The 19,828-nt window shown below is 42.0% G+C and carries 16 protein-coding genes; 9 read left to right on the top strand and 7 right to left on the bottom strand.

Going from position 1 to position 19,828, the window contains the following annotated elements:
- Positions 1-7 precede the first annotated feature (7 nt).
- Entirely contained in the window at positions 8-457 is a 450-nt protein-coding gene (locus R3D00_00895) for a hypothetical protein (GenBank protein MEZ4771704.1), read from the top strand.
- A gap of 67 nt (positions 458-524) precedes the next feature.
- On the opposite strand, the gene R3D00_00900 is transcribed toward R3D00_00895, so the two are convergent.
- Entirely contained in the window at positions 525-2,327 is a 1,803-nt protein-coding gene (locus R3D00_00900) for an acyl-CoA dehydrogenase (protein ID MEZ4771705.1), read from the bottom strand.
- A gap of 197 nt (positions 2,328-2,524) precedes the next feature.
- Here R3D00_00900 and R3D00_00905 point away from each other — a divergent pair, with 197 nt between their 5' ends.
- The 6 genes from R3D00_00905 (at position 2,525) to ybeY (ending at position 10,257) form a co-directional block, all read left to right on the top strand.
- Positions 2,525-3,322: an enoyl-CoA hydratase gene (locus tag R3D00_00905; GenBank protein ID MEZ4771706.1), complete on the top strand. Its 798-nt coding sequence runs from the start codon at positions 2,525-2,527 to the stop codon at positions 3,320-3,322.
- A gap of 693 nt (positions 3,323-4,015) precedes the next feature.
- Positions 4,016-5,071 carry a thiamine-phosphate kinase gene (thiL, locus tag R3D00_00910; GenBank protein MEZ4771707.1) on the top strand — a complete coding sequence of 352 codons (1,056 nt, stop codon included), beginning with the start codon at positions 4,016-4,018 and terminating at the stop codon, positions 5,069-5,071.
- A gap of 18 nt (positions 5,072-5,089) precedes the next feature.
- Positions 5,090-5,860, top strand: a complete 771-nt coding sequence (locus tag R3D00_00915) for an exodeoxyribonuclease III (protein ID MEZ4771708.1) — start codon at positions 5,090-5,092, stop codon at positions 5,858-5,860.
- Between the two features lie 125 nt (positions 5,861-5,985).
- Positions 5,986-9,396 carry a DUF4175 family protein gene (locus R3D00_00920; GenBank protein ID MEZ4771709.1) on the top strand — a complete coding sequence of 1,137 codons (3,411 nt, stop codon included), beginning with the start codon at positions 5,986-5,988 and terminating at the stop codon, positions 9,394-9,396.
- Between the two features lie 19 nt (positions 9,397-9,415).
- Complete coding sequence (locus tag R3D00_00925; GenBank protein ID MEZ4771710.1) at positions 9,416-9,814, top strand: ATP-binding protein; 399 nt, start codon at positions 9,416-9,418, stop codon at positions 9,812-9,814.
- Complete coding sequence (gene ybeY / locus R3D00_00930; GenBank protein ID MEZ4771711.1) at positions 9,814-10,257, top strand: rRNA maturation RNase YbeY; 444 nt, start codon at positions 9,814-9,816, stop codon at positions 10,255-10,257. The genes R3D00_00925 and ybeY overlap by 1 nt, the downstream gene beginning before the upstream one ends.
- A gap of 20 nt (positions 10,258-10,277) precedes the next feature.
- Here the strand turns inward: ybeY and R3D00_00935 are convergent, their stop codons facing one another.
- Positions 10,278-11,831, bottom strand: a complete 1,554-nt coding sequence (locus R3D00_00935) for a glycosyltransferase family 39 protein (protein ID MEZ4771712.1) — start codon at positions 11,829-11,831, stop codon at positions 10,278-10,280.
- 157 nt (positions 11,832-11,988) lie between these two features.
- Here R3D00_00935 and mnmG point away from each other — a divergent pair, with 157 nt between their 5' ends.
- Both mnmG and R3D00_00945 read left to right on the top strand, forming a co-directional pair.
- Positions 11,989-13,851 (top strand): tRNA uridine-5-carboxymethylaminomethyl(34) synthesis enzyme MnmG, encoded by a 1,863-nt coding sequence (mnmG, locus tag R3D00_00940; protein ID MEZ4771713.1) that lies wholly within the window; start codon positions 11,989-11,991, stop codon positions 13,849-13,851.
- Between the two features lie 303 nt (positions 13,852-14,154).
- Positions 14,155-15,066 carry a class I SAM-dependent methyltransferase gene (locus R3D00_00945; protein ID MEZ4771714.1) on the top strand — a complete coding sequence of 304 codons (912 nt, stop codon included), beginning with the start codon at positions 14,155-14,157 and terminating at the stop codon, positions 15,064-15,066.
- A gap of 15 nt (positions 15,067-15,081) precedes the next feature.
- Here the strand turns inward: R3D00_00945 and R3D00_00950 are convergent, their stop codons facing one another.
- From R3D00_00950 to R3D00_00970, 5 genes are read right to left on the bottom strand one after another with little or no spacing between them, the layout of a single operon-like run.
- Positions 15,082-16,062, bottom strand: coding sequence for a hypothetical protein (locus tag R3D00_00950; GenBank protein ID MEZ4771715.1), 981 nt, complete (start codon positions 16,060-16,062; stop codon positions 15,082-15,084).
- 39 nt (positions 16,063-16,101) lie between these two features.
- Positions 16,102-17,295, bottom strand: coding sequence for a crosslink repair DNA glycosylase YcaQ family protein (locus tag R3D00_00955; GenBank protein ID MEZ4771716.1), 1,194 nt, complete (start codon positions 17,293-17,295; stop codon positions 16,102-16,104).
- Between the two features lie 3 nt (positions 17,296-17,298).
- A complete protein-coding gene (locus R3D00_00960) occupies positions 17,299-18,219 on the bottom strand; it encodes a CHAD domain-containing protein (protein ID MEZ4771717.1) in 921 nt (306 codons plus the stop codon).
- Positions 18,220-18,251: 32 nt separating this feature from the next.
- Positions 18,252-19,094: a 1,4-dihydroxy-6-naphthoate synthase gene (locus R3D00_00965; protein ID MEZ4771718.1), complete on the bottom strand. Its 843-nt coding sequence runs from the start codon at positions 19,092-19,094 to the stop codon at positions 18,252-18,254.
- A gap of 13 nt (positions 19,095-19,107) precedes the next feature.
- Positions 19,108-19,809 carry an MBL fold metallo-hydrolase gene (locus tag R3D00_00970; protein ID MEZ4771719.1) on the bottom strand — a complete coding sequence of 234 codons (702 nt, stop codon included), beginning with the start codon at positions 19,807-19,809 and terminating at the stop codon, positions 19,108-19,110.
- Between the last annotated feature and the right edge of the window lie 19 nt (positions 19,810-19,828).

Consider the following 19,828-nt stretch of genomic DNA (forward strand, 5'->3'; position numbering starts at 1 on the left):
AGTATATATGGAAGATTTACTCAACATCCGGTTTCAGATTCCTTCAGTCATTCATGTTTCGGAAAAAATATGTTCCGGAAATCTGGTGCTGGAATCCGAAGCCGGATGTACCATTACAGCTATAGAAATTTCTTTTGAGGAGTCAAAATTAATTGCCCCAAAGGATTCAGAAGCAGAAATCATCGTTTCTGTTTTGGGAAAATATGATTACAAATCCGAATTAGTTTTACTTCCCGGAAGCCTTCATATTCTTGAATTTGATTTTCCTTTCAGCCGCCAGGTGCGCCGGCATCAGCTTCAATTTCCTTTATGGGGAAAATTTGGCCAGCAATTGAAAAGAATATACAATGCCGTTGATCTGGAAAATTCGGAATTTGTACTAAAGGCGGAAGTGTACACGAAGGAAGAAAAATCACCGGTCACGTTGACGGCACATGTTCGGGTATCAGCCCGGTGAAAACAAAAACCCCCGGACGCATCCGGAGGTTCCTTACTTCAACTCACAATGACTATTTTTATAAAAACTAAAGTGCCCTTTCTTTTTCCATAGCAATGGTCAGGACTTCATCGTCCATGAGACGTTGCATAAGACCAAGCGATTTGGGCACTTCATAAGCAAAGAAAAATTTCATGGTATGAATTTTACTTTCGTAAAATTCGAGTTCATCACCCTGAGGATTTTCGGTAAGAATTGCCTGCTTTGCAGTAGTCGCCTGCTTGAGCCATTGCCATGCGACAACCAGGAGACCAAACAACTCCATATAAAGCGTAGCATCTGAGAGGAATAATTCGATTTCCCCTTTCATAGCAATCCCTGCGAGACGCATGGTGATTTCCTGAAGTTTTTGCATTTTCTCCCCCAGGATGCCGGCATACTTGCGAAGTTCTTCGAAATTTTTTGCAGCGGTGATATCCTTCTGTACTTCTGCAAACAGCAGCTTCATGGCTGCGCCCTGATTCATAACTACTTTTCTGCCCAACAGATCCAGCGACTGAATGCCGGTAGTACCTTCGTACAGCGGATAAATACGAATATCGCGGTAATAGTTTTCCAGTGGAAAGTCTTTACAGAATCCACTTCCCCCCAAAATTTGCAAGCCGTTGCTGATAGAAACAACTCCCATTTCTGAAGGATAGGTTTTCACCACCGGAGTGAGCAATTCAAGCAATAATTCGTAGTCCTCTTTCTCTTTGCCTTCTGTAATCTTTGTCATGTCCCAATACATCGCCGCCTGCATGACAAGGCTAAGCCCCCCTTCTACTATGGATTTCTGAAGGAGCAGCATACGCTTGACATCCGGGTGATTGATAATCGGTGTTTGAGGCTGATCGAGATTTCGGTCATTGAGTCTGCGTCCCTGAGGTCTTTCTGTGGCATACTCCAGGGAAGCATAATAAGCCGCCGAAGCAATAGAAGACGCACCCAGCCCCACCAGAATCCGGGCCTCATTCATCATCTGAAACATGTACGACAATCCCTGATTGGCCTGCCCCAGCAGATAACCATGGCAATCATCTTTTTCCCCCATCATCAGATGAAGTGCGGGTGTGCCTTTTTGCCCCATTTTATGGTAGAGACCAGCTGGTGTGACGTCATTCCATACGAGCGTTTCATTTTCAATCCGATATTTGGGAACAATAAAGAGCGAAATACCTTTGGTTCCTTTTGGCGCGCCTTCGATACGTGCGAGCATCAGGTGAACGACATTTTCAACGCCTTCATAATCGCCGCCGGAGATGAATATTTTCTGTCCTTTGATACGGTAACTTCCATCAGGAGCAGGATAAGCCGTAGTTGTAATATCAGAAAGTGAACTTCCCGCCTGCGGCTCGGTCAATGCCATCGTGCCCTGCCATTTTCCGTCAAACATTTTCGGCACATAGGTAGCCTTTTCCTCTTCCGTCCCAAACGACAAAATCAGATTTGCAGCTCCGGTTGTAAGACCCGTAAAACCCATCGCACCATTGTTGGCGGCAGTCATGATAAACCCGGCAGCCACACCGAGGATTGCAGGAATCTGCATTCCCCCATATTCCATTGGCGCAGCTGCACCCAACCATCCACCTTCTGCCATCGCAGCCAAAAACGGCCCCATACTTTTATGCACATGCACTTTTCCGTCTATTAGCTGCGGCTCGTTCCGGTCCATATCTTCGTAATTCGGAAAAAGATAGGTGTCCGAAAGTTTTTTAGCTGCATCCAGCATCATTTCCATCGATTCAGAATCAAAATGCCCGAAGTGAGGAAACTGTGTAAGCATTTCTGCTTTGTGAACCTGATTTAATAAAAATGTCAGATTTCTTTGGCTGAAATATTTGCTTGCCATCTTGCGTGAAATTAAATTTTTCCCTTTTGGCTAAGAAGAGCTCTTTAACCTTAGTTGTACCATAAAAAAACAGGAAAATATTCTAATGTCCAAATTTTCCTTAAAATTGTATGCATGCATACTTTAGTCTATGACTTTTCGTATTTTCCCGTAGTAAAAAAGATCGTAACTTATTCTGTAAAATTTAAATCAACGATATGGATTATCATCCCGAACACCCTGAACATCTGCTGGTAACCATGCAGGATCAAATCAAAACCATCACATTCAACCAACCCAAAAAGAAAAATGCAATCAGTGCAGATATGTCGTATCATCTGCGAGATGTAATTGAGCAAACCAGAGAAGATGAAAGCAGGGTAATTATCCTTACCGGCTCTGAGGGTAACTTCTGCTCGGGAGCAGATCTCGATGCTTCGCTGATGAACGGAAAGCCCTTTGATGTCACCACTTTTCTCCGCAGAACTTACAACCCCATTGTCACCGCCATGCGTGAGATCAACAAGCCATTTATTGCAAAAGTATCAGGAGCCTGCGTGGGGGTGGGTTTCAACTTTGCTCTGGCATGTGACATGGTTTATGCTTCTGACGATTCGCGGTTTAGTCAGATATTTAGCCGAATTGGTCTTTCCAGTGATGGGGGAGGCGCTTTTTTTCTTCCGGAAAAAATTGGCTATCACAAAGCGTATGAACTGATGGTTACCAATGAAATTATTGATGCAGCCGAAGCCCTCAGACTTGGACTTGTCAATCAGGTATATCCTGCCTCATCACTGGATGCAGCGGTAGCCGATATGGCAACCCGACTGGCCAAAGGACCCTATGTCGCAATCAAAAATATCAAGGAGAATCTTCGCGCGGGAATTTCTAAAAATCTTGCAGAAACACTGGAACAGGAAGCACTAAGTCAAGGGGAAAATTTCAGAACCGCAGATTTTTTCGAAGGAATTTTTGCCTTCCTGCAAAAACGCAGCCCGGACTTCAAAGGAAAATAGTTCGCGCACGTGACGTTTTTATTTTACAAAGTCAATGCGCATAACTGTTATCCACATTCCAAATGATAACTTCACTAAATGCCTGACATACAGTATTTTATTTTCCACACCACGTATAGACAAAATGTGCAAAAGCAGAAAGTCACGTGAATTGTGTTTTCCACAATCAAAGAACTTATTCACATTTTGGTGGATAACCAAAAGCGGTGGATAACTCCGGTGGATTACCCCCATGTTATTCCACATTATCCCCACAGTACTCCATTAACTTTTGGGTAACATTTACGTTATCCACGTGTATGTGAATATGTAGAAAACTTAGTACGAATAAGGATAACAAACCCCGGGTATTTCAACTCTTGTAGTATCAAATCCGTTTAAAAAAATATCAGCCAAAAAGCTTGTTTTTAGCATCTTAAAGAATCGCCAAAATAGGTAAATGATATTTCAGTATTCGTTGTAATAAGTAAAATGGTTATGTTCGTTTTATTCACATTCTTGTGGATTTCTTACACCAAAAAGTGGACATCAGGAAAAACAAGCATTATCTCATAAAGTTTTCCCCCTTATCCACATCTCCATTACTACTTATTCTTTATTAAATATTAAAAAGAAATAAATAATAGTCATGTATGAGTCCGGTTGTTTTTTGTAATTTTAAAACCCCATTCACAAAATTTATAATCAGATACTATGCCGGGAGGAAATGAGTCTGCCCTCACTGATATTTCTCATTTGGGAGAATTTGGATTGATAGATCGTATCACAAAAAATTTTCCGAAAGTTTACCCTGATGTGATCAAAGGGGTAGGCGATGATGCAGCTGTCGTTCGGTCAGGAAACGGAAAGGTGCAGGTTATATCCACAGACCTTCTGCTTGAAGGTGTGCACTTTGATCTCGCCTATGTACCTCTTCGCCATCTCGGCTATAAAGCTGTAGCTGTAAATATCAGCGATATAGCTGCGATGAATATTAAGCCTTATGGTATAACTGTTTCTATCGCAATAAGTAACCGGTTTCCGGTTGAAGCAATAGATGAAATATATGAAGGCATTCGCCTGGCTTGCGAAAAATATCAGATAGACCTTCTCGGAGGTGATACAGCCAGCTCACGCCAGGGACTCGTGATCTCGGTTACCGCGATCGGGGAGGGGCTGGAACAACAGGTCGTTTACCGAAACGGAGCAAAACCCAGAGACCTCATTTGTGTCAGTGGGGATGTCGGTTCTGCCTACGCTGGGTTGTTGGTGCTGGACCGTGAAAAATCGGTTTATATGAATTCCCCGGAAATGCAACCCGACCTGAACGATTACGACTATGTCGTGGGGCGGCAGCTCAAACCTGAAGCTCGCCTGGATGTGCTGGTCCGCCTGGCTGAACTGGGCGTCAAGCCCACGGCCATGATGGATATAAGCGATGGCATCGCGAGTGAAATCCACCACCTCTGCCGGCAGAGTAAAACGGGAGCGACGATATTCGCAGGTAAACTCCCGATTGACTTCCAGGCAGTAAAGGTTGCGGAGGAATTTGCCATCAGCCCCGTTACTTTTGCACTAAATGGCGGCGAAGACTACGAACTGATTTTTACCGTTCCTATTCAAGACTTTGATAAAATTAAAGCTGAAAGAAATATCACAATCATTGGCCATATGACTGATGAGCCTAATATTATTCAGATTGTGCTCGATTCGGGAGAAGCTATTGATATCGAAGCGCAAGGGTGGAATCACTTCAACAAAAATAATTAACCTGAAAAATCCGAACTGGTGAAAAAAATTATTTCATACAACGTCAATGGTATTCGCGCTGCGGTCGGCAAAGGGTTTCTCAACTGGCTGGCAGAAGAATCCCCCGATATTATCTGTCTTCAGGAGACAAAAGCTCAGCCCGATCAGTTGGATGAAAATCTACTTCACCCCCCCGGCTATCACACCTACTGGTTTTCCGCCGAAAAAAAAGGATATAGTGGCGTAGCCATCTTTTCAAAAGAAAAACCGCTCCACGTGGAATACGGTTGCGGGATGGAAAAGTACGACAAAGAAGGCCGGGTCCTTCGGGCTGACTATGAAGGATATTCTGTGATTTCAGTATATTTCCCTTCCGGCTCCAGCGGTGACGAAAGGCAGGAAGTGAAAGAAGAATTTTTAGACGATTTTTATACCTATATTCAGGAACTGAAAAAATCATTTCCCAATCTGATTGTTTCTGGTGATTACAATATCTGTCATCAAGCCATAGATATTCACAATCCAGTGAGCAATAAAAATTCATCGGGATTCCTCCCACATGAAAGAGAATGGGTTACAAAACTGATAGACTCTGGTTTTGTGGATTCTTTCAGAAAAATTTATCCCGAGGCTGAAGGCCGTTATTCCTGGTGGACATTTCGATTCAGTGCCCGGAAAAATAATAAGGGTTGGCGGATAGACTACCATATGCTGACAAGTCCGCTGGCAGATAAATGTGTGGATGCTGATATTCTTTCTGATATAGAGCACAGCGATCATTGCCCCATAAAAGTGGTGATGAATTTATAACGTGCAAGATTCACAGGGATGAGGTTTGGTAAAAACCAATGAAGTTTCGATCTTTAGTCAAACCGAACATATGGCTGCCTTGATTCGTTGAGACTACTTACAGGGTGATTAATGGAAAACTGCATATGAACAACCAGAATCAACAAATATTGAATCAGCGGATGCATGAGTTCCGCAAAAAGTATTATACAGATAAGATCATCAGGGGATCACTTTTATTGGTACTGCTGGTGAGTCTGATGCTTTTTATCGCACTGCTGAGTGAAGGGATTTTTGGATTTTCCACAAATGTCCGGACCGGGATCGTATTTAGTCTGGGTGCGATATTTTTGGGCGTAATGGGATATATGATTGTATGGCCACTCACCCAGCTGTTTAATATTGCCCGTACAATTTCGGATTTTCAGATCGCGGATATGGTTCGCAGTGCCTTTCCCGACATCAATGATAAGTTGCTCAATTTCCTCCAGCTCCGCACGCAATACGATGATCCCAATTCTCTGGCTGGAGCTGCCATTGATTACAAGGCTGCCGAGATCGCACCTGTACGGCTGAGCTCTGCCATCAATCTCAACGTAAATAAAAAATACCTTTGGTTTCTCCTTGTCCCTGTTGGTCTGTATTTGATTACATATCTGGCGGATCCTTCGCTGCTGGGCACAAGTGGTCACCGGCTGGTCAATTATAACAAACCCTTTATACCGCCGGCACCCTTTAATATCACGATTGAAGAAGTACCACAAAAATTAATCGCAGGTCAAAACCATACATTCAAAGTTAATGTTGATGGTCGCGAACTGCCTTCTGAACTTTTTATTTTTATTCGTGATGACGGGGAGGAAAAAAGTCAATTTATCGACTATAACCTCAACAAAACTTCTCCCACAGAATTTGAGTACACGCTTTCCGAAGTGAAAGAAGATTTTACTTTTTATGTAGCAAATCAGGAAGTGCGTTCGGAGAGTTTTTCTGTAGATGTATTGAAGAGACCCTTTATCAAAAATTTCGACGTAAAAATTGTGTACCCAGCCTATACCGGTTTAGGAACAGAAAAGCTGGAGCCCAATGTCGGAGATTTTAAAGTAATAAAAGGAAGTACAGTAACCTGGGAATTAAAACCACAGGGAGATATCGAAAATGCCTGGTTTGTTGCTGATGAAAAATATGCATTCCGGAAGTCTGAGGCTGGCGATCAGTATGCACTTTCCCGGCAGATGATGAAGGATATGGAGTATTTTATCTCGCTCTCTTCTCCTGAAAATATTACCAATATTGACACGGTAAAGTACAGAGTGAATATCCTGCAGGACCGGTTTCCCTCCATTTATATTTTTTCTCCCAATAATGATTATCTGGTCAATCTTGACCCGGTGATGCCACTTGAACTTGAAATAGCAGACGACTATGGATTTACAAGGATGAGTCTGTTTTACCGGTTTACCAAGTCAGGGGGGACCAGTGCAGTGTCCAGTCAATATAAAGAATATCCATTGACCATTTCTCCCAAAGTATTATTGCAGGGACTTTCTTATTTCATTGACCTTACCAGCCTTGGATTGAGTGAGGGAGATGAACTCGAATATTTTATCAGAGTCTGGGACAATGATGGGATTGCAGGTGCAAAAGCTACGACCAGTGCAACATTTAAAGTGATCCATCCTACCCTGGATGCCAAATATGATGAAATCAGTGATGCGCAGGATCAGGTGAAGAGTGATCTTGAGAAGATCAAGAAAACTTCAGAAGAACTGAAAGATGCTTATAAAAAGATGCAGGAAAAACTGCTTGATCAGAAGAAGCTTTCTTTCGACGATAAAAAGGAAGTGCAGCGAATGATTGATGAGCATAAACAAATGCTGGATCAGTTGAAAGAAGCGCAGGAGAAATTTGAAGAGACGAAAGAGCAGTTGGAAGAAAATCAAATGATTTCCGAAGAGACTCTCAACAAATATGAGGAATTGAATAAATTCCTCGAAGAGATGGATAATCCGGAAATTGAAAAATTACTACAGGAACTTCAGGAAAAAATGGAAAACCTGAATCCTGAGGACATTATGAATAAGATGGAGCAGCTTCAGCTCAATGATCAGGAAATGAAGGAAAGTCTGGAGCGCACATTGGAATTGCTGAAGCAACTGGAAGTACAGCAGAAGATTGATGAGCTGAAAAACAAGTTGGACAATGTGGAAGCCAAGCAGGAAATGCTGAATGAAAAACTTGATCAGGCAGAGACCCCTGAAGATTTGGAAAACCTCTCAGAAAGACAGGAAGAACTCAACAAGCAGATGGAAGGTGTGAAGGAAGACCTGGAAGATCTACAAGATATGAAAGATCAGACAAAGACCCCTGATGAAGAAAAGATGGATGACCTGCAGGAGAAGGCTGAAGATACCGAAGAACAGATGAAGTCTGCTTCTGACGAGATGAAGGAGGCTGCTGAGCAGATGAAGGAAAGTGGAAAGAAAAATAAGAAGGGTGCTGAAGAGAGTAAGGGGAATGCCTCTCAGTCTCAAAAAAATGCACAGCAAAAGCTGCAGGAAATGTCTGAAGAGTTGAGTGAGATGCAGATGAATATGCAGATGCAGCAGGATCAGGAGAATCTCGAAAATCTGAGAGAATTACTGGAAAACCTTCTCAAACTTTCTTTTGATCAGGAGGATCTGCGTGATGAAGTGAAAGCACTCAAATATGGTGATCCTTCACTGAAAGATAAAAGCCAAAACCAAAAGAAACTTCAGGATGATATGGAGCTTGTCTCCGACAGTCTGGCTTCATTAGCAAAAAGGATGTTTATGATCCAGAAAATGGTGTTGGATGAAAGTCAGAGTATCACAGAGAATATGCAGAAATCCCAGGTGTTTTTCCGCAATAAGCAGGTTCCCATGATTTCTTATCATCAGCAAGGCGCTATGACCAGCATTAATAATCTGGCAAACATGTTGTCTGATGTCATGAAGCAGGTGCAGGAACAAATGAAAAATGCGATGCCCGGGCAGGGAATGTGCAAGAAACCCGGGGATAATCCTAACATGAAAAGTATATCGGAGCAGCAGCAGAAACTCAATCAGCAGCTTCAGCAGATGATGAACTCGAAGAGTATGAGTCCTGAAAAATTGTCTGAGATGGCCGCCAGACAGGAAGCTATTCGCAAGCAATTGAAAGAAGCTCATGATAAAATTAAGGAGAACGGTGAGAAGGGTTTGGGTGATATGGACAAGATCATGAAGGATATGAAGGAGTCGGAGACGGAGCTGGTCAATAAACAACTCACGCATGAGACCATGATGAGACAACAGGAGATATTAAACCGGTTGTTACAGGCAGACCAATCTGTAAGAGAACGTGAACTCGATGACAAGCGGGAATCTAAAACAGGCCGTGAGATGGACACTAAATCTCCAGAAGAATTGTCCATCGAAGAATACAAAAACAAAATCCGGCAGGAATTGTTGAAATCAAATAAATTGGAATATTCCAATGATTTCCTCATCTTGATCGAGCAATACTTCAAAAAATTAGAAGGCGCGAATGAGTAGTCAAACAGACACACAAAGGATGTATAAGCAGCTAATTTTAAAGAGCCATCCTGATGCGATTCATGAGGTTGAAATGGCCATTGATGAAATCCGGTCCGAACTGGAGTTTAAAGAGGATGTATATGGCAATGTCATGGTTGCCGTAACTGAAGCTGTAAACAATGGGATTGTTCACGGAAATAAAGGGGATGAGTCTAAAAGGATTTTCCTGGACTTTGAAACGGTAAACCGATATCGCCTGGTTATTAAAGTTCAGGATGAAGGGGATGGGTTTGATCCCAAAACACTGGATGATCCTACTTCGCCCGAAAATATAGAGAACATAGGCGGTCGGGGTGTATTTCTTATGCAGCACCTTTCTGACCAGCTTTCATTTTCAGATGATGGGAAAATTGTCGAGATGGTATTTAATATTTGATGGAAGACTGTATCAATTTTTTTGTCGAAGAAATAGCGTTTAAGCTCAATAATGAGGATTCAATCTGTGATTGGATCCTTTCCTGCATTACAGATCATGGTCGGGAATGTGGTGAAATCAACTTTATTTTCTGTTCGGATGAGTATCTTATTGAGATGAATAAAGAGCATTTAGCGCACGATTTTTATACAGACATCCTTACTTTTCCCTATTCAGAACCAGGTAAAGATCCGATCATTTCGGATATATATATCAGCGTTGACCGTGTCAAAGAGAATGCAGACACGCTGGCAATTCCCTTTTTAGATGAACTCCACCGCGTCATGATTCATGGGGTATTACACCTTTTGGGTTATGATGATCATGCAGAAGCAGATATTTTAAAAATGCGGGCAAAGGAAAATGAGGCTCTTTTATCCCGCACATTTTCCTCTGAATCCTGAAGCGTGTTCCACGTGGAACATTATTTTTTCTCCAATAAGTATATCTGGATTTCCTGATAGGTTCCTATCTTATGATACAAAGCTGGTTGTAAAAGGCTATCAGATAGTGTGGTTGAATCAGATACAATTAGGAATATATCCCCGAAGTTTCCTGTCCATTTTTGCATTACCTCTCCATAATGTTTGGGGTTATTAAAAGAACTCCATCCTCGTTTCTTCAATAAGTACAGCGTATTATTCGGGCTGCGGTCAGGAATACTGATGATATACTGGTCTTCTTTTAAGCCAATGGATGATAAATATTGGCGGAAATCATCCTCATAGAAAGCTGTTTTTTCCCTGTGATAAGCGTTGTTGGGGTCATAGTATTCTTTCATCTTTTCTCTGCTATATAGCACATTGGCCAAAAGGAATCCGATCAACAGGGTACGGGTGATCCAATGCTGCGATATATTGGGATGTTTGTTGCTGAAAATATAGGCGCTTACGATCAGGATGGATGCCACAGCAAGCATATTGATCAGGTGATAGTATTCATGTCCACCTATTAGCTGGAAGAAAATGGATAGATAAATAAACCCGCCTATACTCAGAAGGATCGGGATAATAAGTAGTTCATATCTGACCTTTTTGTATTGAGTGATTATATATACAAACAAACCCCCAAGGAAAATGTGCATAGTTGGCATATAAAAATAGGGGAGCTGCGTACGTATATCCCGAAGAATCCTGGTGATATTCTCAGTTGATGTCTGATAGATTGGTCTGATTATTCCGGTGAAATGGTTGTATTCAAACCGGGTGCTATACCATGAAGCATACATATACCAGGTAATAATGACCATAACTGCCCCCAGGAAATACAGGAGATATACCCATGTTTTTTGATAAAAGACAGATGGGTTGCCATTCTTTAACCGGGAATAGATGAGTCTATTTCCCAAAACAATAATGACACAAACCACAATACTGATTGCTGCAGAGACTTTAATCAGGGCGGCGAGGGTGAAGAATAGAATAGCGACGATGAAATGTTTCTTTTTCTTAGAGAGTATATAGGCAGAAATGAAGTACCATGCCCACATACAGAGTGCAATTGCCGGGGGATCTGGAATAAATCCACTTGAATAGTAAACAAAAAATGGACTGGTATATACTAACAATGGGATAAATATTGACCAGAAAGAATCGTCGATCAGGTTTTTGCATATACCCGATAACGCCCATAACCCCGAAAAAACGATAAGGATATTGATCAGTCGGAGGATAAATACATGGGGCCCAAACAATCTATACAGCATTCCGCTCACCCAATAGATAACGGGAAATTCCGCCACAGCCTGCCCTTTCCCATTGGAGAGTACATTGTTCATCGCTGGTGTAAAGAGGTTTCCATTCCCATTGTAATAGTTCCAGGCAAAAGAAGCACAGTCTGTCTGTCGCCAATGATGCCTTCCCTGCGGTTCTAATGGAAGTATTCCTGAAAAATTATAAGCTAATCCTAACCCAATCAAGGCCAGGATCAGCAGATAACGTGGGGGGAAATCCCTGATTTTTTGAATAATTGTAGTCATAAATTCTACAAGAACCTTGTTTCTAAATGAGTTTTTAAAAAGCGTTTGTTCCACGTGGAACAAACGATTAAGTGAATCACAATGATGCTGAAAAGCTAAACAAAATCTATTTCAATCCGGTTGATTCCAATTCGAAAATTAGACTTAATTTTGTACCATGTTTCCAGAATATGATATTGTAGTAGTAGGAGCCGGCCATGCTGGTTGTGAAGCTGCCGCAGCTGCGGCGAATATGGGTATGCGGGTTATGCTCGCAACCATGAATATGAATACGATCGCTCAAATGTCCTGCAACCCTGCCATGGGAGGAGTAGCCAAGGGCCAACTCGTTCGAGAGATTGATGCACTTGGCGGCTATTCGGGTATTGTTACAGACAAAACGATGATACAATTTCGCATGCTGAACCGCTCAAAAGGTCCGGCAATGTGGAGTCCAAGAGCACAAAGCGACCGGATGCGCTTTGCCGAAACCTGGCGTCTGATGCTGGAGCAAACACCGAATGTCGATTTTTGGCAGGAAATGGTAACCGGGCTTTCTGTAAAAGGGGGTAGAGTAGTGGGCGTGATCACCCAACTTGGGCTGGAAATTCCGACAAAGGCAGTGGTACTTACTAATGGCACTTTCCTGAATGGGCTTATTCATATCGGCGAAAAACAGTTTGGCGGTGGGCGATCTGGCGAACGTGCCTCTGTCGGACTTACCGCTCAGCTGGAAAGTCTGGGATTCGAAAGCGGGCGAATGAAAACGGGTACACCTCCCAGAGTAGATGGCCGAACCATCAACTGGGCTGCACTGGAAGAACAGCCAGGAGATGAAGATCCTGGAAAGTTTTCTTTTATGGATACGCCTCGCCTTGCAACGCAAAAACCCTGTTATATTACCTATACCAATACAGATACACACAATATTCTCAAAGAAGGATTCGACCGGTCGCCCATGTTTAATGGACGAATTCAGGGACTTGGTCCCAGATATTGCCCTTCTATCGAAGATAAAATCAACCGATTCGCCGACCGCGATCGTCATCAACTTTTCCTCGAACCGGAAGGCTGGGACACAGTAGAAGTATATGTAAATGGATTTTCTTCCTCTCTACCCGAAGATGTGCAGTTTCGTGCGCTGCGATCCATCCCCGGTATGGAAAATGCCCGAATGTTCAGACCTGGCTATGCGGTAGAATATGACTTCTTCCCACCAACCCAATTGAAACTTACGCTCGAAACGCAGCTGGTAGAAAATCTTTATTTCGCCGGGCAAATCAATGGTACCACAGGATATGAGGAAGCGGCCAGTCAGGGACTCATTGCCGGGATAAATGCGGCATTAAAACTTCAGGAAAAAGATCCGCTTATCTTAAAAAGAGATGAAGCGTATATCGGAGTACTCGTAGATGATCTGGTAAATAAAGGCACCAAAGAGCCGTACCGTATGTTTACTTCCCGCGCTGAATACCGTACACTCCTCCGTCAGGATAATGCCGATCTTAGACTTACCGAACTTGGTTACCATATAGGACTGGCAAAAGAAGATCGATATCAAAAAATGATTGCTAAAAGATCTGCCGTTTCTTCCGTCATCGATCGTATTGAGCAAACCTCTCTTTCTCCGGAAGAAGTGAACGGCTATCTCGAATCTATCGGAACCTCTCCGCTGAAACAGAAAGTTAAGTCCGTCAATATCCTTACCCGCCCGCAAGTCTCTATAGAATCTTTGATCAATACCAGCTCCGAGCTGGCAGAAACTTTGGCCCATGTGGACATTGAATTTCTACACCAGGCAGAAATTCAAATTAAGTATGCCGGCTATATTCAGAAAGAACTGGAACTCGCACAAAAGATGATGCGGTTAGAAGAAGTTCAATTTCCCGAAAACTTTAATTTTGGAAATATTACTTCCCTGTCTTCTGAAGCCCGGGAAAAGTTGTCAAAAATTCAGCCGAGAAGTCTTGGCCAGGCCTCCCGAATCAGTGGTGTGTCTCCCGCAGATATTTCTATTCTTATGGTTTATATGGGACGCTAAAAAATGGCCCTGAGATTTTAATAAAAACCGACCTCCCGGTATCTTGTAGGGGATGTGAAAAATATACGGCCTTTTTTTTGCGTATTTCGCACAATATTTTTGTGTAATTATTTGATGATCAATGGATTATGGACGTGAATTTTGATTTCTTGAATAAGGGTTTTAAGTCACGGGAAATGTAAATTTTTCCTTTTTTGGGATGGCCCTGGTTACCAGTAGTGAAAAAAAAGCCAGCACAAAAAAAAAGAAAAAAACGACTAACTTGCGACTCCCATATTGTTCCATTTTGTGTATTCCCAACGGATGACAACTATTTCACAAAACCGAATTACTTATCAGACTTGTCCAGTCTGTGCTTCGCCGAAAATCCATTTAGTATTTTCTCCCAAAGATCATACGGTTTCGGGAGAGCCCTTTCAGGTATGGCATTGCGATCAATGTTCTTTCCGGTTTACTCAGGATATACCGGTTCCCGAAGAAATCGGGAGTTACTATAAATCTGAAGATTATATTTCTCATTCCAATACAAACAAAGGAATTGTCAACCGGCTTTATCAGATGGTCAGGGAAATCACCCTGAAAGGAAAACGAAATCTGATCACCCAATCATCTGGAAAAAATTCAGGAAAGATTTTGGACATTGGTTGTGGCACAGGCGAATTTCTTGGTAAGATGAAAAACTCCGGATGGGAGACACTGGGGCTTGAGCCCGATGAAGGTGCCGCCAGTCTCGCTAAAAAAAATCACGGGTTATCTGTTCTTCCATCCGACCAATTATTTTCTCTGGAAAATGGAGCATACGATGTGATTACCATGTGGCATGTGCTCGAACATGTCCATGAGCTAAAAGCGTATCTTCAAAAAATACAGTTGCTGCTAAAACCCAACGGGCTGCTGATTATCGCTGTGCCCAACTACCAATCGCTTGACGCAGAGAAATACGGTGAGTTTTGGGCCGCTTATGATGTGCCCCGGCATTTGTATCACTTTAGTCCTGGCTCAATGAAATTTCTGCTGGAAGAACAGCAGTTTCAACTTATGGAAATGAAACGAATGCCATTTGATGCATTTTATGTGAGTCTTCTGAGCGAGAAATATATTTCAGGGAAAACCCGCCTCTTCGCGGCTTTTTTTACGGGACTGCGTTCTTATCTTCGAAATCTGCAAAAAGTAGAAACCGGAAGTTCTGTCTTGTATGTTGTGAGAAAGAAATAAGCGGCTATTATTATTTTAGTATTTCATACTTTTTGTGTCGGTCAAATCCGGAATATACTTTTGCTGAAGCGCTCTTCTGGAACTGTTAAACACCTCCGTTCGCATTTTTGTCTCACCGGGAATGCTATTTACAATTTTGTTGTAATTTGCGACTTGTTCAGAAGTTCGTTTCTCAAAGTTTTTTATTACTTCAGTAAGTTGGCTGTATTCGCTGGAAGCCAGTTTTTTATAATACCCAACCAAATCCAGGGTCGCATCATAAAACTCTTTTTTACCATCAAAATACCCTCTGCTCTGTATTTTGGTATAAGCCGAGGACGCGGCTTTGAGTAACTCCGATTTAGCCTTTTCCATTTGCTCTGGATTTTTTTTGTCCCAGGCTTCCTTAAAAGCAGCATCTGCCTTTATTACCTGAAAATAATGAAGGAAAAACTCATTGGTATATTTTGTGACTTCTGAAATCATTTTCAACTTCCAGGCAATCCGCTGATCCTTTTCTTCGAATTTAAGCTGATACTTTCCAGCAAACTCCAATTCTGCTAAATCAAACCGATCTGATGCTTTGGCCAGTTTCTCCTGCGCACGATCCTGAATCTGAAAAAATTTTTCCATCGCTTCATATGAATTTTTACTATCGCGTTTGAGATCAATTGCGTCACTGAATTCCAACTGAAAAACTTCCAGATACTGGTCAAAAACACTAATGGCAATATCTTTCAATTTCTTTTCGTCTTTATATGGGGTTATTGCCAAAACGGAATCACGCGATAGTATGATTTGCTGGATGACATCATTTCGGCGATTTTCAATTTCCGAATCATCTTCGCTGTGCACAGAATAAGAGACATAGGCTATATGCTTGGCAGAGATGATGTTGTAATGTTCTGCTATAAAGTTGTGATATGCGATGGGTGTGTCAAAGGTCTGGCTGTACGCACTCAGCGAAATGGTACAGATCGAAAAACAAAGCAAAACGGAGTTTAGGTTGTAATTCATGGAAACAGGATAAAGTTGTGGAAGAGATGTGAGATATGACTAAAATACGGAAAAAAATGTATTCAGTTTGTTTCTAACTCCCAAATCTGTACACTCTGTTAAAACCACCTGCAGACAGCCACAAAATCGGGCAAAATCCTGAATCTTTTCAGCCAGAGCATGGATCATCTCATCATTATCGGGCACGTCATTTTCCAGCCATAATTTATGAATATAAAATATCCCTGTTTTCCGGTCTGCTTTGGGATCAAACCTTCCGATGAAAGTATCGCCCCAAAGGATCGGCAGGCAATAATATCCAAACTTTCTTTTGGGTTGGGGAACATAACATTCGATCTGATAATCAAAATTAAAGAGGCTGGCCAGCCGTTTTCTTTGAATTACCAGGTTATCAAAAGGGGAAAGGATATGAATTTGCTTTTTGCGAATGGAACCGGGAATGGCTTCAAGAAGATGAGGAAAAGAAAAATATTCCTGCTCCAACCCCTCTATCATTACCCGAATGATATCCCCTTCTTCTTCCATTTCTTTAAGCGCTTTTTTTATTGGCGCTTTCATTCCTTTTCGGAGGTAGGCGATTTCTGCCTCATTTTTAAAACCATGTGCCCCAATCGCACGCGATATCAGGTGGCGGGCCATTTCGTTTGTGGTGGGCAGTTGTGTATCCACGTCAGGTGGAAGCACTCTTTCAGTAAGGTCATAAACTTTCTGAAAACCTCTACGCTCTGACACCATAAGTACACCTTCCTGGAACAAATGTTCCAGGGCAATTTTGGTCGGTTTCCATCCCCACCATTCCGAACGTCGTTCGTCAGTGCCAAAGTCTTTGGACTGTAAGGGACCTTCTTCTTTTATCCTTTCCACTACCATTTCCATCAGTTGCCGGTTCCGGTCAAACCAATGTTTTTCTCCTTCGGCAAGCGAATGTTTTCGATAAAGACTAAATCGGTAGTCTTTCATAGGAAGAAAGGCTGCGGCATGACTCCAGTATTCGAAAACCTGTTTTTTTTTCGAAACCAGGCTATCCAGCATAGCCGGATTATAAGTAGAAACTCTGGACCAGAAAACATGATGGTGCGCTCGCGCTGCAACGGAAATCGTATCTATCTGTATGTAGCTGATCTGCTCTATGGCTTCCAAAGCTCCCTTTTCGCGTATTGCGAACGAAGACAATAACCCCTGTGTTTTCAGTGTAAGTAGCCTCGCTTGTTTAAGGGAGAGTTTTACAGCCATTCGCTAATATAAATTTAAAGGAAAACTTCTGCGCCAGGTATTCCAGTAGGTTTCGAGATAACTTACAAAATCATTGGGGCGCTGCCGGTAGATTTTGGATGCAAGGGTGTAGATGTTCATTTGGATTTCATGCCTGTAGCGCGCGATGATATTTACAATTTGCAGTTTAGCTTTTTCATTATCAATATTCAGGCTTCCATTTTCCAGTGAGTCATTTAAGATCGCTAGATCATGATCTGTGCCAAGCATTTCTGACAAAGTATGGAGCTCTTCTGCGTAAGCATCCATCATACCCGGCCATATATTTCGAATAAGGAGCAAATGATACCAGATATGTTTTACAGATTTTCTCCATTCATGAAGATTAAAATCAGATGGGTCATCCATCGATAATGCCAGTCCGTCATAACCCTGAGTATAAACCCGGCAGATACTTTTTTTTATGGCGCGGAATGAATTTTTCGGAAGATTGAGGGTTTCGACCCGTTCTCTTCCTTCAACAAGTAGAAAAGAAACGGTTTGTCTGATATTGCGCTGAACCAGAAGTAAATAAGAAATTTCTTCCTGATTTTTTAGCAGTGTTTTTTCCAGAGAAAGATAGGTTTTGTCGCTGATACTTTCCGGGTACTGTAGTCTGATTTTGTCCAACGTCTCAATCATCGCCGTGGCATCACGCAGGGCAGAAAGTTTTCTTCCGGCATCGCGATACCAGGTATTTTCCACTGTATATTTTTCATCACCGATTTCATCTCTGACAAAGCGAGCGATGGAGCGGATTTTTTTAAATGACTTTCTTGCATCATGTACACCTTCGTGAATGTTTTCTTCCGCCTGGAGCGACATCAGCGCAAAGTCAATTTCTTCATATAATATTCTTTTTATCCCTTCCTGAAGCGATTCATTTTGTTGTAACTGGAAATTCATAGGAAAAAATGAGTGTGTAATTTGATGATGGATTAATGGAAAATTGTAGCGTATGTATGTGTCTGTTCCGGGAAAATTCCCATTTTTTCTCCGGCTGCCAAAACTTCTCGGACTGCCTTCATCCCTTTGTCTCCCAACGTAAGGCTGTAGTCATTTACATAGAGATTAATATGTGCCTGCATTACCTTGGGATCCATTTCCTGAGCATATTCTCTGACATAATCTGAAGATGCTTCCGGATGTCGAAATGCATATTGGACACTTTTCCGCATATGGGTTTGCAAATTGCGGATGGTGTCTTCTCCCAGAGATTTTTTTGCGACAATTGCCCCTAAGGGAATGGGTAAGCCCGTTTTCTGCTCCCAGTATTCGCCTAAATCCTGAATGAGCAATAACCCTAAATCCTGATAGGTAAACCTGTTTTCATGAATAATCAGTCCGGCATCAATTTCTCCGTTGAGCAATGCGGGCATAATTTCATGAAATATCATTTCCCGTTTGTTTTCGATTTTTGGCGCATAATAACCAAGGAGGAGATTGGCGGTAGTATTTTTTCCGGGTATACCTACGACAAGATTTTCCTTAATAATTTCATCAACGGAGAGGGGGTGGCGGGAAATCAGCAAAGGTCCGCAATTATTTCCCAGGGCACTCCCGGCATCGAGGAGCTGATAGTTTCCGATTACCTGTCCATAGGTATTATATGAAATCTTCACCATATCGAGTTCGCCCCGGGATGCCATTTGGTTTAGGTGAAAAATATCAGCGAGAACTACTTCATATTGAATGTCGCCTGTATCAATTTTTCCATGAACCAGGGCATCAAACATGAATGTATCATTGGGACAGGTGCTAAAGCCAAGTTTTATTTTCATAAGTAAAAGATGCTTAACAAAGCAGATCAGGAAAATAAGCTACGGGAGGAATGATGTTATCAGAGGGGATTTCGCGGGTATCGAAGTGATAACCAAAAATTTCATAATCTTTCAGTCTGGAGAATAAATGTTTGTAATATACATGCACGCCATCGTTTTGATCAAAACACATTTCATGAAATACTCTGATCTTTTTTGAGGAAGGTAATTTTTTTTCCAGGGCGTCAAATATGACATCCGGGTCCCCGACATCTCCGGAGTAAACGAGTAAATCGGAATCAGATTCAAATATAAACCCATAAGATTGCATGTTTTTGACATGAAGTCCATATGTATCTATACACTCGATACCGGGAAATTCGGAAAAGTGTGTGAAGGTAACGTATTTGTCAACATCGGGAATGGCAAATCGGATAAATTCCCGAAGGTGGTGTTCAAATTCTTTTGAAGGAACAAGAATATTCGCTTTTCGTGCAGGATGGATAAAATAGCTATGATGAAGAATAATGGATGCCAGACTTCCCACATGGTCGTCGTGACAATGCGTGATCATGATATAGTCAATTTTATTTGCCAGGCCGGTTTCCCGTAGACGACGATACACACTATTTCCACAATCAAGGAGAATGTTTTTCCCCATAAAGGAAATCCATGCGGCAGAATTGCCTGATTCGTAGTCAAAAGCGCCTCCTGTACCTAGAAATTTTATCTGCATATTGCTTTCAGATGCTGTA

It is taken from the genome of Bacteroidia bacterium (assembly GCA_041391665.1).
Classification (GTDB): domain Bacteria; phylum Bacteroidota; class Bacteroidia; order J057; family J057; genus JAGQVA01.